This is a genomic window from Austwickia sp. TVS 96-490-7B (genome assembly GCF_019331795.1).
Lineage (GTDB): Bacteria > Actinomycetota > Actinomycetes > Actinomycetales > Dermatophilaceae > Austwickia.
Genome location: NZ_JAHPZL010000008.1, coordinates 52,595 through 66,429, shown reverse-complemented (window position 1 = coordinate 66,429; position 13,835 = coordinate 52,595). Strand labels below are relative to the sequence as shown.

Sequence of the window (13,835 nt, the reverse complement as noted above, 5' to 3'; positions counted from 1 at the left end):
AGTCCGGCGCTAGGTCTTACCCGGAAAACTGGGCGAGCGATAGCACGACAGCGTCGAGTACCGCCGTCGCTGCTTCGGCCTTCGTCCCGGTCACTTCGATGAGCGGTGCGTCACGGTCAGCCGCGAGCACAGTGACCGTCGTGTGATCCTGCCCAAAGACTAAATTTTCGCCGACTTCGTTGACTACCAACAGATCACAGCCTTTACGAGCGAGCTTACGGCGGGCGAGTTCCAGCACGCTGCCCTGCTCGTCACCGGTCTCAGCGGCAAATCCCACCAGCACCGGAAACCCCTGCGCCCCCCCGCGACGCGCCACCAACCCCGCCAAAATGTCCGGATTACGGACAAGCTCGATGACTGGCGCCGCTGAGTCCGCCCCCTCGCCGTACTCCTTTTTGATCTTCGACGGGGCATACCTTGCCGGACGGAAGTCAGCGACCGCCGCTGCCATCACCACGACATCAGCCTGCGGGAACACCTCCGCGACCGCCGCTGCCATCTGCTCAGCAGTCTCCACCGACCGCACCCGAATCCGCCCCGCGCACTCCCGATCAGCGCTCGCTCCCTGAGAAAAAGGCTCGGGGATCGTGACATTGGCGCTGATCAGATCCACGGTCGCACCACGACGAGCCGCATCTTCCGCCACCGCATATCCCTGCTTACCAGAACTGCGGTTGCCCAAAAAACGCACCGGATCCAGCGGCTCCCGGGTCCCTCCAGCGGTAATCACCACATGACGGCCACTCAAATCCTGCACCGGGGCCGGTCGCAACAACGCCATCGCTGCGTCGTGGATCACCTCGGGATCCGGCAACCGACCCGGTCCAGTGTCGCGTCCGGTCAGCCGTCCCACCGCCGGGTCCAGCACCTGGATTCCCCTGCTACGCAGCAGATCAACATTGGCCTGGGTCGCCGGGTGCTGCCACATCTCGGTGTGCATCGCTGGAGCCATCAACACCGGACAGCGGGCGGTCAACAGGACTGTGGTGAGCAGGTCATCGGCCATGCCATGCGCAGCCCGGGCCAGGAGATCCGCGGTCGCAGGAGCGATCACCACCAGATCGGCGCTCTGCCCGATCCGCACATGGCGGACCTCATCGACGCCCTCCCACACCGTCGCGCTGACTGGATGCCCGCTCAACGCCTCCCAGGTAGCAGCACCCACAAAATGCAAGGCCGCCTCAGTCGGAACCACCTGAACATCAAGGCCGCCTTCGCTGAACAGCCGGGACAGCGCACAAGCCTTATATGCCGCGATGCCGCCGCCCACCCCCAACACGACACGAGTACGGCGGTGGTGGGAGGGGTCGACGACGGCAGTCATGCATCTGTCCTTCAACGCGTCCGAGGTCACAGCCGACCCCGGTCCGGATGGTCTGACGCTCAGGCGTCCAACGGAGTCGAGGTCAACAAGCGACCGTTGATCTCACGCAAAGCCACCGACAGGGGCTTTTCGTGGACCTGAGTCTCGACGAGCGGACCGACGTACTCCAGCAGACCCTCGGAGAGTTGGCTGTAGTAGGCGTTGATCTGGCGGGCGCGCTTGGCTGAGTAGATCACCAGTGCGTACTTGCTCTCGGAGATCTGCAACAGGTCGTCGATCGGAGGGTTGGTGATGCCGATCGGGTTCGCGACAGTGCCGGACACGTGCTTCTCGTTTCGGTCGGGGTCATTCGGTCGGAGATCGAGACCTGCCAAGAGGGGCAACGCTTACCGCGCGTCACGACGTCCGCGCTCACGATGCCCGTCGCAGGCCTGTCAGCTGACGGTTCACGAGCTGCCCCCTGGGCTTGTCGGCCCAGGGAACAACACGCGCACATCAGGGTTTCATTAAGTGTACGAGTTCTTCCGCAGCACGACGTACGTCGTCGTTCACGATGACGACGTCAAACTCCGCCGCAGCCTCGAGCTCCACCTTCGCCGTAGCCAGCCTGGCCCGCCGTTCGGCATCAGTCTCCGTGCCTCGTCCAACCAGTCTGGTGACTAACTCTTCCCAGCTGGGAGGTGCGAGGAAGACGAAGAGCGCATCTGGCATCGTCTCGCGAACCTGCCGCGCCCCTTGAAGGTCGATCTCCAAGAGCATCGGATGCCCAGCATCCAACGCCGCCACCACCGGTCCGCGAGGAGTGCCATATCTCGCCAGGTTGTGCACGACAGCCCATTCCAGCAGCTCGCCCCGCATCACCATCTCGTCAAATTTCTCATCCGAGACGAAGTAATAGTGTCGCCCATCCACTTCTCCTGGACGAGCGGTACGCGTTGTTGCAGAAACGGACATCCACACCTCGGGATGATGCTCACGCACCCAAGCCGAGACAGTGCCCTTGCCGACCGCAGTCGGACCGGCCAACACGACTAGCCGCGACGAGCCGGACCGGGCAGGTCCTTCCGCCCGGCCGGGCTCCTCGCTCAGGGCTCAGCCCTGCTTGAAGCGCTCGAGCAGCGCCGCGACCTGGTTGGCGCCGAGGCCCCGCACGCGGCGAGTCTCCGAGATGCCGATCTCTTCCATGATCTGGCGAGCCCGGACCCGGCCAACACCCGGCATGGACTCCAGCAGGGAAGACACCTTCATCTTGCCGATGACGTCGTTGGTCTTGCCTTCCTTGACCACGTCGGCGAGGGAGCCCTGAGCGTTCTTCAAGCGGTTCTTCACGGCGGCCCGCTCACGGCGCGCGGCCGCGGCCTTCTCGAGTGCTTCCGCGCGCTGCTCGGGGGTCAGCTGGGGTAGAGCCACGGGATTCTCCTCGCAAGATGCTGCCAGTTGTCAGAAGGCGGGATGGCTCCACGGGGGCGCCGCAGGGGCTCCGACCGGGGGTTTTTCGCCATGCCCAGGGTTGAACCTAGCGAAAGCGCCGGTCAGGTGCAACGGGGCACGCCTGGTCAGACGCCCAAGTTGTCATGTGCTGAGGCTGACCGGCGTCCCAGAGCCCACCAGGGAGAACCCCACCGAAGAAGCCCCGACGAAACCCCTCATCATGACGTCAAGTTGCCGCTGTCAGCTTCTCTGCCGGCAGCGATCGCCTGATGGTGATGAATGACTTCATCAATGATGAAAGTAAGGAATTTCTCGGCGAAAGCTGGGTCCAAATGAGATTGCTCAGCGAGGGCTCGAAGCCGCGCGATCTGCGTCGCTTCCCGCTCCGGGTCCGCAGGCGGCAGACCATGTTTAGCCTTCAATCTGCCGACTTTTTGCGTGCATTTAAATCGTTCAGCGAGGAGATGGATCAACGCCGCATCAATATTATCAATACTGTCCCGAATAGCACTCAGCTCCTTCAACGGATCATCATCGTGAGACGCCGTATCCCCGCCCCGAGAGGCACCGCCGACCTCGGTCATGCCCCCTCCACCAATGCTCGAACCGAGTCCGCGACGACCCTGGCGCGCTCGCGCAGCGAGACGACATCTGGCCCGGCAGAGAGGATTTCTCGGCTGCTGGACGCCAAAACTCGGGGCAATGCCGCCCCAAAAACCCTGCGGAGATCATCCGCAGTCGCTCCCTGGGCACCCAACCCAGGCGCCAACAAGGGGGCGTTAGCCGCCGCCAGATCCAGCCCCAGGTCGGCGACAGCATCGCCCACCGTGGCGCCGACGACCATGCCCACACTCCCCCACTCGCCTCGCCCGCCAGCGGAGGCATTGTCGGCACCTACCCCCGTCACGACATGGCCAGCCACGCTAGTCCCGTCCAGCTCGGCATGCTGTACCAGCTTCCCCTCCGGGTTAGAGGTCAGCGCCAGCACAAACACCCCAGCCCCGGTCTGCAGGGCCAGGTCCACCGCCGGACGTAACGACCCGTAGCCCAGATACGGGCTCAGCGTGATCGCATCCGGGCGACACGGCGCCTGCGCCCCCAAGAACGCCTCGGCGTACGCCTGCATCGTGGATCCGATGTCGCCGCGTTTCACATCCACGATCACCTGGGTGCCCTCCCGCTGGAGATCAGTGACCACCCGTTCCAACAGCGCCACCCCTGGGGACCCGAAGACCTCGAAAAAAGCTGACTGAGGTTTCACCGCTGCCACCTGACCGGCAAAAGCCTCCACACAGGTCATCGAGAACCGCTCCAGTCCGGACAGGTCATACGGCAGCCCCCAGGAGTCCACCAGCGCAGGATGCGGGTCAATTCCCGCGCACACTGGCCCCCAGCGGCGCATCGCCCGCTGCAAACGCACCCCGAAAGGCGCACCAGCGCTCGCACTCCCCTCCGCGACGGCCTCGACGGAACCGGACGGACAAGTCATGACATTCCTTTCCTGACGCCCCACCAGATCACCCGGGGCAGGCGTCGATCAACGAGTGTGATCGGACGTCGTCGTCCGTACGACGGTGCTGGTGACGACGCGATGCTGCGCCGTCACCAGCGGTGGACTTCTCAGACCATTCGGTCATGGGCAATGCCGACCAGGTGAGACAACGAGGTGAAACCGCGGTCTGTCGCCGCGTCCATCAACTCGGTCAACACCCGCACCGGCGCCTGAGGGTCGTGGAAGGTGGCGGTCCCGACCTGGACGGCGCTGGCTCCGGCCGCGAGGAATTGCACAGCGTCTAAACCGGTGCGGATCCCGCCGACACCAATGATGGGAACCTGGGGCAGTCGACCGTCCCGCATCGCAGCGTGCACCTGAAAGACCGCACGCACCGCAACCGGGCGGATTGCCGGACCTGACAGTCCCCCGGTGATCCCCGCCAAGTGAGGGCGCAACCGGTCGGTGTCGATCTCTAGGCCCAACAAGGTATTAATCATGGTCAACCCGCTCGCGCCAGCCTGGATGGCAGCCCTGGCAATAGCCACTAGGTCAGTGACATCCGGGCTGAGTTTTGCCAGTACCGGGACATCTGGGGGCAGTTCGGAACGCACCTCCCGCAGCACCTCAGCAGTGGACTCTGGGTCGCAGGAAAAGACCAACCCCCGATTGGCGACGTTGGGGCAGGAGATGTTGACCTCCACCCCAACGCAGGTATCGAAATCGTCGCTGTTGCGCACCATGCGGGCGACATCAGCGAACTCCCGAGGATCATTGCCAGCGATCGATACCAGCACCCGTGCTTGGACCGTTTTCAGCCACGGGAGGTCATGCCTCAGGAACGAGTCAATCCCCGGACCCTGCAGCCCGATGGAATTGAGCATCCCCGACGGGGTCTCCGCCATCCGGGGGGTACCTCGACCGGATCGAGGTCGCATCATCACCGTCTTCGTGGTGAACGCCCCCAAACGAGAAATGTCGAAGAACCGGTGCAGTTCTCGTCCATTGGCTGCACACCCGGACGCGGTCAGCACCGGATTGGGCAGAGACACCTGGCCGCCCAGGTCAACGGTGGTGTCGATCTGTGCGGGTGTCGCCGTGGACATCAGTGACCTCCCGCCCGTGGTGCGCCCACCGCATCCGGTGGGACATGACAGCGTCCGTCGTCAAAGGCGTCCCAGCGGACCCGGTCGCCCCGGAAAGTCGGCCCCTCCACGCAGGAGCGGACCATCCGGGTCGCGCCATCACGGCCCTCAACCGGCATCACGCAGGTCATGCACACTCCGATTCCACAGGCCATCGCTTCCTCCACCGCGACCTGGGCGATCGCGCCAGTCGCTGCAGCGATCTCGCTGACTGAGCGCAGCATGGGCATCGGGCCGCAGGCGTAAATGGCTCCGGCCCCGGTCCGGTCAACGACATCGGCGAGGACGTCACTGACCCACCCTTTCACCCCCAGGGAGCCGTCGTCGGTGGTGACAGTGACCTGGTCCGTGACGTCAGCGGCTCGGGTCACCCCGTACAACCGATCCCGGGTGGCGGCACCGAGAATCATCGCTGGTGGGCAGTCTCGTTCTTGGAGGACCTGCGCGAGCCAGAACAGGGGTGCACTGCCATAGCCTCCGCCAACCAGGATGCAGGGCACCGGCGAGGTGGGCAGCGGGAAGGGCCGTCCCGACGGGCCGACCATGTCCACCTCGGCGCCTGGCGTCAACGACACCAGCCAGTGGGTGCCTTGGCCGCGCGCGGAGACGACGAGGCCCACTCGCCCCGGGGTGTTTCCGTCACCAGGGGTGGCCGAACTGATCGAGAAGGACCGTCGTAATAACGCGCCGGACATCTCCCCACCCACAGTCACGGTGACGAACTGTCCTGGTCGGGCCATCTCAGCGATGTGCTCGACCTCAAAGGTGAGCTGGTGGTAGTCCCCTACCACGGTGTGATCGGCCAATCGGGCCGGTTGCTGTGCGATCCCAGCTTCCCGGATCCGGGTGATCTCATCCATGTTCCCCTCCTGATGACCGCGGACCTGTCTCAGCTGGTACGGCGTCCGTGGCCGCTGCCCCCGGGGCACCGCTCAAGTCCACCCCGGCGGCGTGTTCTTGCAGCGAGCGCACCTGCACTGGATGGGCCAGGACCGATTCGATTCCATGCACAGCAGCGCCCAATTGCTGGACTGTCGTGATGATGGGTCGGTCCATACCAGTCGCCGCAGTGCGGATGGCATAGCCGTCTCGGCGAGCGTCGCCCCCTCCGGGGGTATTGACGATCATGTCGACCTCGCCTGCTTCGATCAGGTCCACGATCGTGCGTTCCCCATCCGGGCCAGGCCCTTCGCTGTGTTTGCGCACCACGCGGGAGTCGATGCCGTTACGACGCAGCACGTCATGGGTGCCAGCAGTGGACAACAACTCAAAACCCAAGTCGGCGAGTCTTTTTACTGGGAAGATCATCGCCCGTTTGTCGCGGTTGGCGACTGAGACGAAAATCCGTCCTGCCGTAGGCAAACCCCACAGCGCTCCCATCTGAGTTTTGGCGAATGCCGCGCCGAAGGTGCGGTCAATACCCATCACTTCACCGGTGGAACGCATCTCCGGACCGAGGACGGAGTCCACCAACCGTCCCTGCTCGGTGCGGAATCGCTTGAACGGCAGAATCGCTTCCTTGACTGACACTGGCGCGTCGACTGGCATGGCCCCACCGTCACCTCGTGATGGCAGCATGCCTTCGATACGCAACTGCGCAATGCTCGCCCCGAGCATCACCCGCGCTGCCGCTTTGGCCAGCGGCACACCGGTGGCTTTCGCCACGAAAGGTACGGTCCGGGAGGCCCGTGGGTTCGCCTCCAAGACGTGCAAGACGTCTTGTGCCAGAGCGAATTGGACATTCATGAGTCCCTGCACGCGCAAACCGCGGGCTAGGGCCAGACAGGATCGGCGCACCCGGTCCAGTTCTCGCGGCCCCAACGTCACTGGCGGCAACACGCACGCCGAGTCACCTGAATGGATCCCGGCCTCTTCGATGTGTTCCATGATCCCGCCGACATACATGTCCTCGCCGTCATACAACACGTCGACGTCGATCTCGATCGCGTCGTCGAGGAATCGGTCGATCAGCACCGGATGATCCGGCGATGCCTGGGTCGCTCGGTCGACGTAGGCCTGCAAGGTCGCGTCGTCGTACACGATCTGCATGCCACGTCCGCCGAGGACATACGACGGCCGCACCAAGACGGGATAGCCAATGTCCCGGGCGATGTGCACAGCCTGCGCCGCACTGAACGCTGTCCCGTGTCGCGGCGCTGGCAACCCCGCTTCGGCGAGAACCCGACCGAATTGTCCTCGGTCCTCAGCTAAGTCGATGGCCTCCGGTGAGGTGCCCACCACTGGCAGTCCTTCGTCTTTCAAGGCGTGCGCCAGACCCAACGGGGTCTGCCCACCGAGTTGCACGATCACCCCAGCAACCGGCCCCGCAGCTTTCTCCGCCTCGTAGACCTCCAGCACGTCTTCCAAGGTCAGCGGCTCAAAATACAACCTGCTGGAGGTGTCGTAGTCGGTGGACACTGTTTCCGGGTTGCAGTTGACCATCACCGTGTCATATCCGGCCGCTCGCAGCGCGAAACTCGCGTGCACACAGGAGTAGTCAAACTCCACACCCTGACCGATCCGGTTGGGTCCAGAGCCTAGGATCAGCACCGCGGGTCGGTCCCGCGGCGCCACCTCGGTCTCCTCGTCGTACGTCGAATAGTGGTACGGCGTACGTGCTTCAAACTCGGCAGCGCAGGTGTCGACGGTTTTAAACACGGGACGGATGTCGAGCGCTTGACGCACCCCACGGACCACCGCCTCGGACAGCCCCACCAACTCCCCGATCTGGACGTCGGAAAATCCGTGCCGTTTAGCCAGTCGCAGCGTGTCCGCTTCCAGGTGGCGCAGGCTGCGGCCACATTCTCGGATCTGCGCGGCGATGTCGTTGAGCAGATCAATCTGGTCGAGGAACCACGGATCAATCCCGGTGGCCTCGTGGACCTCTTCGACGGTGCATCCGCCCCGCAATGCCTGCTGAACCGTCACAATCCGCCCATCGGTGGGGGTTTGCGCGGACAGCAGGTACGACTGCGCCTGCTCGGGGGTGGGTCGTGGCCCCCGCCAATGGAATGACCCGGCGGGCCGTTCCTGTGAGCGCAGCCCTTTTTGGAGGGCTTCGGTGAAGTTCCGGCCGATCGCCATAGCCTCGCCGACGCTTTTCATGGTGGTGGTCAGCGTCGGATCGGCAGCGGGGAACTTCTCGAAAGCGAACCGCGGCACCTTGACGACCACATAGTCCAGGGTGGGTTCAAAACTGGCGGGGGTTTGTGCGGTGATGTCGTTCGGGATCTCGTTGAGGGTGTAGCCCAGAGCGAGGCGAGCAGCGATTTTGGCGATGGGGAAGCCGGTTGCTTTGGAGGCCAGCGCTGAGGAGCGCGAGACCCGGGGGTTCATCTCGATGACGATGATCCGGCCGGTGGCGGGGTCGACGGCGAACTGGATGTTGCAGCCGCCGGTGTCGACGCCAACCTCGCGGATGACAGCGAGGGCGATGTCACGTAACCGCTGGTATTCGCGGTCGGTGAGGGTCATCGCTGGGGCGACGGTGATGGAGTCACCGGTGTGCACCCCGCAGGGGTCGAGGTTTTCGATGGAGCAGACGACCACGACGTTGTCGGCGGTGTCGCGCATGACCTCGAGTTCGTATTCTTTCCAGCCGAGGATCGATTCTTCGAGGAGGACTTCACTGGTGGGGCTGTCGTGCAGGCCGGCACCGGCAATGCGCGCCAAGTCTTCTGGGGTGTAGGCGAATCCTGAGCCGAGCCCGCCCATGGTGAAGCTCGGCCGCACCACCAGCGGATAGCCGAGATCCTCCGCGGCCGCCCAGACCTCTTCCATGGTGTGGCAGATGTGGCTGCGGCAGGACTCGGCTCCGCAGCGTTCCACGACGCCTTTGAAGGCTTCGCGGTCTTCGCCGAGCTTGATGGCGTCGACATTCGCGCCGATCAGGGGGCAGTTGTAGCGGTCGAGGACGCCGTTCTCGTGCAGTGCCATGGCCGCATTCAGTGCGGTCTGTCCGCCGAGCGTGGCTAGGACGGCGTCGGGGCGTTCTGCGGCGATGATCGTCTCGATGACCGCCGGGGTGATCGGTTCGACGTAGGTCGCGTCGGCGATGTCCGGGTCGGTCATGATCGTTGCCGGGTTGGAATTGACGAGGATGACGCGCAGGCCTTCCTCGCGCAACACCCGGCAGGCTTGGGTGCCAGAGTAGTCAAATTCTGCGGCTTGGCCGATCACGATCGGTCCGGAGCCGATGACGAGGACGCTGGTGATGTCGTCTCTTCGAGGCATCAGGCTTCCCCCTCGGACGTCGTAGTGGTGCCATCAGTCATCTGGTGCATAAACCGGTCAAATAGGTGTGTCGAATCGTGTGGACCGGCGGCGGCTTCGGGGTGGTATTGCACGGAGAATGCCGGGATGTCCAGGCAGCGCAGTCCTTCGACGACCTGGTCGTTGAGGCCGATGTGGGAGACCTCGACCCGACCGTACGTCGTACCGTGCGCGGCGTCGCTCGGAGCGGCGACCGGCCCGTCCAGAGGCGCGTCCACGGCGAATCCGTGGTTTTGTGCCGTGATCTCGACTCGCCCGGTGGTGCGATCGAGGACGGGCTGGTTGATCCCTCGATGGCCGAAGGGCAATTTATAGGTTGTGAAGCCAAGGGCTCGCCCGATCAGTTGGTGACCGAAGCAGATCCCGAAGCCTGGGATGCCCGCATCGAGGACCGCTCGGACCAGGGCGACCTGGTCATCGGCGGTGGCGGGGTCACCTGGTCCGTTGGAGAAAAAGACCCCGTCAGGGCCTCCTGCGCGCGCGGCGGCGCCAGCGGTGACACCGGGAATGGTCCACAACTGCTGATATGTCGTCGCGGCGGGCAGGACATGCACTTCGACGCCTCGTGCCGCGAGCTGGCGGGGCGTGGTCGCTTTGATGCCAAGATCGATCGCGGCGACCACGGCGCGACATTCGCCGACCGCGGGGACGACGTACGGCTGCGAGGTGCTGACCTGCTCGGCGAGTCGAGCACCGGACATGCGAGGCACGGTCAGCACCTCGGCGGTCAGGTCGGTGAGGGGGCGGCGGGCGACGTCGCCCGTGAAGATCCCGGCTCGCATCGTCCCGGCGTCACGTAAGTGCCGGGTTAAGGCGCGGGTGTCGATGTCGCAGATCCCGACGATCTGGCTGTCACGCAGGTCGTCCTCGAGAGATCGACGGCTGCGCCAGTTGCTGGGTCGTGGGGCGGGGTCACGGACGACGAACCCGGCAGCCTGGATGGCCTCGCTCTCCTGATCCTCATCATTGATACCGGTGTTGCCGATGTGTGGGGCGGTCATCACCACGATCTGGCGGTGGTAGCTGGGGTCGGTGAGGGTCTCCTGGTAGCCGGTCATCGCGGTGCAGAAGACGATTTCGCCGAGGGTGGTGCCGGTGGCACCGAAGGCACGTCCGGTGAAAGTCCGGCCGTCCTCGAGAACGAGGACGGCCGGGCCCCGGACGATCCGCTGAGCGGGGATCGTCGTCACTGGAGTCGGCCCTCCAACAGGGTCGGGACGCCACGCAGCAGGGTAGTCATGACCCGGCCGTGCAGAGTACGGCCGTGATAAGGGTTGTTGCGGGACAACGACCGGGAAGCGTCTCGGTCAACGGTGATTTCTGCCTGCGGGTCGACCAGGGTGATATTGGCAGGTTCACCCGGTTCCAATGGACGCCCGTGATCAGTCAGTTGAGCAATCTCAGCCGGACGCACCGACATGGCATAGGCGACGTCTTCCCAGGTCATGCGGCCAGGACGGACCATCGTTTCGGTCACCACGGCCAGGGCCGTCTCCAAGCCCACCATCCCAAACGCTGCGACCTGGAAATCATGCTGTTTGTCGTTCAGGGCATGGGGGGCATGGTCGGTGGCGACGGCGTCGATGGTGCCATCGGCCAACCCTGCCCGGACCGCTTCGACGTCCTCAGCGGGACGTAGCGGCGGGTTGACCTTATAGACCGAGTCGTAACTAGCCACCAGATCAGTGGTCAACATCAAATGGTGTGGGGTGACCTCGGCAGTGACGTCAATCCCCTGCGACTTCGCCCATCGCACGATTTCCACGCTCCCCGCCGTGGACAGGTGGCACACGTGCAACCGTGATCCGGTCTGACGGGCCAGCATGACGTCACGAGCGATGATGGTCTCTTCCGCCACTGCAGGCCACCCGGGCAGCCCCAGCCGCCCGGAGATCGGACCTTCATGGCAGCACGCAGTGTGCGGCGCCAACCGGGGATCCTGGGCGTGTTGGGCGATGACCCCACCGAAGGTCTTGACGTATTCGAGGGCCCGCCGCATCACCTGCGGGTCGTGCACGCATTTACCGTCGTCGGAAAACATCGACACCTGCGCACGGCTGCGGTGCATCAGCCCCAGTTCAGCGAGCTGCTCACCGGCCAATCCTTTGGTCACAGCGCCGATCGGGTAGACATCGGCGTAGGCGCATCGACGCCCTTGTTCCCACACCCATTCCGCGAGAATCGCCGTGTCAGTGACAGGTTCAGTGTTGGCCATCGCCATCACCGCGGTATATCCGCCGACGGCCGCGGCCTGAGAGCCGCTCTCGATGGTTTCGGCGTCTTCCCGACCGGGTTCGCGTAGATGGGTGTGGATGTCAACGAGACCTGGCAATGCGACCAGACCGTCAGCGTCGATGACCTCAGTCCCAGCGGGCACGTCCAGTGCGGCACCGACAGCTTCGATCTTGCCATCCCGTACCAGCAGGTCAGCACGGCCACGGCCGAGCAGGTCGGCACCTTTCACGAGCAGGCTCATGCCGCGCTCCCTTCACCGGAGAAGACGTGGAACAGGACAGCCATGCGCGTGTAAACCCCGGCGGCAACCTGGTCGAGGATCAGACTGTTGGCAGCGTCGGCAGCTTCAGGAGCGATCTCAAGGCCGCGGTTCATCGGGCCGGGGTGACAGATCACGGTGTGTTTGCCGAGTTTGGCCAGTCGTTGCCTGGTCAGGCCAAACAGAGCGCTGTATTCAGCTTCGCTGGGAAAGAACCCTCCGTTCATGCGCTCGCGTTGGACGCGCAGCATCATGATGGCGTCAACATCCGAGATGACCTGGTCCAGGTCGTACGTCGTGGAAAAACCTTCGTGCGCTGCTCGCGTTTCGATACCTGGGGGCATCAATGTGGGCGGCGCGACCAGGGTGACGTGGGCGCCAAGGGTGGACAGACAGAAGATATTGGACCGGACGACCCGGCTATGCAAGAGGTCACCGACGATGGCGATGTGTTTGCCTGCGAGGTCGCCGAGGCGTTGCCGCATGGCATAGGCATCAAGCAGGGCTTGGGTGGGATGCTCGTGGGTGCCGTCGCCAGCGTTGACGACCGGTAGTCCGGTCCATTCCATCGCCAGTTGCGGTGCGCCTGAAGCTCCGTGTCGGATGACAAAGCCGTCGACGCCCATTGCGGCGATAGTCAGCACCGTGTCCCGCAGCGATTCGCCTTTGGAGGTGGAGGACCCCTTGCCAGAGAACCCCATGGTGTCAGCCGACAAGGATTTGGCAGCTAGGTCGAAGGAGTTCTTGGTGCGGGTGGAATCTTCGAAGAAGGCGTTGACGATGGTGATGCCGCGCAGCGCGGGGATCTTCTTGACCTCGCGTCGACGGACTTTTTCCATTTCTTCTGCGGTATCCAGAAGCTGGGTGATCTGGTCGCGGGTCAGCCCATCGGTGGACAGGAAATGTGGGAGCTTCATCAGCGGTCGCCTCCACTGATGCGGACCTCGTCCAACCCGTCGGACTCCGCGAGCAACACATGGACTCGCTCAGCGCTGGAGGTGGGCAGGTTCTTCCCAACGTGGTCGGCTCGAATGGGTAGTTCACGGTGACCTCGGTCGACGAGAACTGCGAGCCGGACGGCGCGAGGACGGCCAATGTCACCGAGTGCGTCAAGGGCGGCAGCGATGGTGCGCCCGGAATAGAGCACGTCGTCGACGAGAACGACGATTTTGTCGTCAATACCGCACGGCGGGATGACGGTGGGTTCGACCTTGCGGGTCGGTTGTCGTCGCAGGTCATCGCGGTACATCGTCACGTCGAGAGTGCCGACGGGAATGTCTGCTCCCTCGACCTCACCGAGTTGTCCGGCCAGACGGCGAGCCAGCGGCGCGCCTCGGCTGACGATGCCGAGCACGACAAGGTCGTGGGCGCCTTTATTGCGCTCCACGATTTCGTGAGCCATGCGGCGAAGCCCACGGGTGATGTCTTTGCTGCCCAGGACGACGCGGGCGTCGTCGGCGATGTCGGTGTTCTTCAGTCGATCCGAGCCCGGCGGTGGATTATCCGGTGGGATCGGATCGGGAACGGCGACCGCCGTCCCCTCAAGGTCGGTGGCTTGTGTCGTGGCCGAGTCGCGTCGCACCATGGCGCCGGACCTCCTTCCCCGCCTCACAGGACGGTGGTTAAAGGATGTCGAACGTCGAACGGGGCCCACCCTACCGTGTCGATGAGGCACTT

Annotated in this window: 13 protein-coding genes; all 13 read right to left on the bottom strand. The window is 64.2% G+C overall.

The genetic code is table 11. From position 1 onward, the window contains the following. Positions 1-16 precede the first annotated feature (16 nt). The 13 genes from coaBC to pyrR all read right to left on the bottom strand — a co-directional run bounded on the left by coaBC (position 17) and on the right by pyrR (position 13,743). Positions 17-1,324: a bifunctional phosphopantothenoylcysteine decarboxylase/phosphopantothenate--cysteine ligase CoaBC gene (gene coaBC / locus KEM60_RS10860; protein ID WP_219107636.1), complete on the bottom strand. Its 1,308-nt coding sequence runs from the start codon at positions 1,322-1,324 to the stop codon at positions 17-19. Positions 1,325-1,383: 59 nt separating this feature from the next. Then, positions 1,384-1,647: a DNA-directed RNA polymerase subunit omega gene (gene rpoZ / locus KEM60_RS10855; RefSeq protein ID WP_219107635.1), complete on the bottom strand. Its 264-nt coding sequence runs from the start codon at positions 1,645-1,647 to the stop codon at positions 1,384-1,386. Positions 1,648-1,819: 172 nt separating this feature from the next. After that, positions 1,820-2,353, bottom strand: a complete 534-nt coding sequence (gene gmk, locus KEM60_RS10850) for a guanylate kinase (protein WP_255574530.1) — start codon at positions 2,351-2,353, stop codon at positions 1,820-1,822. Between the two features lie 63 nt (positions 2,354-2,416). Further along, on the bottom strand, positions 2,417-2,734 hold the full coding sequence (gene mihF, locus KEM60_RS10845) for an integration host factor, actinobacterial type (protein ID WP_219107634.1): 318 nt from the start codon (positions 2,732-2,734) through the stop codon (positions 2,417-2,419). 239 nt (positions 2,735-2,973) lie between these two features. After that, a complete protein-coding gene (locus tag KEM60_RS10840) occupies positions 2,974-3,339 on the bottom strand; it encodes a chorismate mutase (RefSeq protein ID WP_219107633.1) in 366 nt (121 codons plus the stop codon). Then, positions 3,336-4,244, bottom strand: coding sequence for an orotidine-5'-phosphate decarboxylase (pyrF, locus tag KEM60_RS10835; protein ID WP_219107632.1), 909 nt, complete (start codon positions 4,242-4,244; stop codon positions 3,336-3,338). Before pyrF ends, KEM60_RS10840 begins: the two co-directional genes overlap by 4 nt. Positions 4,245-4,375: 131 nt before the next feature. Beyond that, positions 4,376-5,353: a dihydroorotate dehydrogenase gene (locus KEM60_RS10830; RefSeq protein ID WP_219107631.1), complete on the bottom strand. Its 978-nt coding sequence runs from the start codon at positions 5,351-5,353 to the stop codon at positions 4,376-4,378. Further along, a complete protein-coding gene (locus KEM60_RS10825; RefSeq protein ID WP_219107630.1) occupies positions 5,353-6,252 on the bottom strand; it encodes a dihydroorotate dehydrogenase electron transfer subunit in 900 nt (299 codons plus the stop codon). The genes KEM60_RS10830 and KEM60_RS10825 overlap by 1 nt, the downstream gene beginning before the upstream one ends. Beyond that, complete coding sequence (gene carB, locus KEM60_RS10820; RefSeq protein WP_219107629.1) at positions 6,245-9,625, bottom strand: carbamoyl-phosphate synthase large subunit; 3,381 nt, start codon at positions 9,623-9,625, stop codon at positions 6,245-6,247. Before carB ends, KEM60_RS10825 begins: the two co-directional genes overlap by 8 nt. After that, the gene (gene carA, locus KEM60_RS10815) at positions 9,625-10,854 is read right to left on the bottom strand and encodes a glutamine-hydrolyzing carbamoyl-phosphate synthase small subunit (protein WP_255574528.1); all 1,230 of its coding nucleotides are present in this window, start codon (positions 10,852-10,854) and stop codon (positions 9,625-9,627) included. Before carA ends, carB begins: the two co-directional genes overlap by 1 nt. Continuing rightward, a complete protein-coding gene (locus KEM60_RS10810) occupies positions 10,851-12,140 on the bottom strand; it encodes a dihydroorotase (protein WP_219107628.1) in 1,290 nt (429 codons plus the stop codon). Before KEM60_RS10810 ends, carA begins: the two co-directional genes overlap by 4 nt. Beyond that, positions 12,137-13,075 carry an aspartate carbamoyltransferase catalytic subunit gene (locus KEM60_RS10805; RefSeq protein WP_219107627.1) on the bottom strand — a complete coding sequence of 313 codons (939 nt, stop codon included), beginning with the start codon at positions 13,073-13,075 and terminating at the stop codon, positions 12,137-12,139. Before KEM60_RS10805 ends, KEM60_RS10810 begins: the two co-directional genes overlap by 4 nt. Continuing rightward, the gene (pyrR, locus tag KEM60_RS10800; protein ID WP_219107626.1) at positions 13,075-13,743 is read right to left on the bottom strand and encodes a bifunctional pyr operon transcriptional regulator/uracil phosphoribosyltransferase PyrR; all 669 of its coding nucleotides are present in this window, start codon (positions 13,741-13,743) and stop codon (positions 13,075-13,077) included. Before pyrR ends, KEM60_RS10805 begins: the two co-directional genes overlap by 1 nt. Positions 13,744-13,835: the final 92 nt, after the last annotated feature.